Here is a 1,006-nt window from a genome sequence, read left to right on the forward strand (position 1 = left end):
GTGTCTAGTCCTGAAATAGGTTTACACCTGTTTCAGTCTCAAAACGCCCGATGCACCGCATCGGGCGTTTTGTATTTCAAGGCCAGATGTGGCCGCTCCGCGTTGTAGATCAGCACCGATTCATCAACCATTCTCACCGCGTCGGCCAGGTTCTTGGGGCGATGCAGCAAAAACTCCGTCTTCAAAATCCCGTTTATTCGCTCCGCCATCGCGTTCTGATAGCAGTCATAGCCATCGGTCATCGAACAAATGACCCCGTGCTTGGTGTGAAAACGCTGATAAAGGTCGGAGCAATACTGCGCCCCACGGTCTGAGTGATGAACCAGCGGCTGCTTGGTTTTCCTTCCTCCTACAGCCTTCTTCAGCGCTTTGAGCACCGACTCTGTATGCAAGCTCTCATGCACATGATGTCCCACTATTTTRCGCGAGTAGGCGTCGGTGATCAGGCTCAGATAAGCAACGCTCTCCTGGGTAGGCAGATAGGTTATATCCGCAACCCAAACTTGCTCAGGAGCACAGGCAATGATTTGCTGCGGGCCTGCCTTGAGTAGGTTTGGATGGCGGCGAAATCGATGATGGCTGTGGGTGGTCTTGTGGTATGCCCGCTTGCGAGGGACCAATTCTCGCGCTTCTCGCAGGATGCTGAACAGGCGATCGCGCCCCACCCGCAGACTCGTTTCTGCTTCGGCATGCAGCATATAATGCAGCTTGCGTGTTCCCAGCCTTGGCTGGCGCCGCCGCTTTTCCAAGACGAAATCCACGACCTTTTGATCGTCGCCAGCCTTCGCATCAAACGCTCGGTTGCGCTTGTAATAAGCCTGACGTGAAATGCCCATGAACAGGCAAGCCCTGCTGATACTCAGGTCTTTGACTTGCCCTTGCGCGAGGACTTGCCGGGTCGCTTTTTTACGATGGATACACCGTAGTCGTTCTTCAAGACGTTTACGACAGCCTCGAAAAACTGAGCCTTTTGATTGCTAAGTTCAAGCTGTTCTTCAAGCTCTTT

The 1,006-nt window shown here is 53.2% G+C and carries 1 pseudogene; it reads right to left on the reverse strand.

The window, feature by feature from the left end:
- Nucleotides 1-38 precede the first annotated feature (38 nt).
- Nucleotides 39-1,006 (reverse strand): annotated as a pseudogene (locus tag AD668_RS28290) (IS3 family transposase); the annotation flags it as partial.

Origin of the sequence: Pseudomonas sp. P1.8 (assembly GCF_001269805.1) — a bacterium.
In the GTDB taxonomy this organism is placed as follows: domain Bacteria; phylum Pseudomonadota; class Gammaproteobacteria; order Pseudomonadales; family Pseudomonadaceae; genus Aquipseudomonas.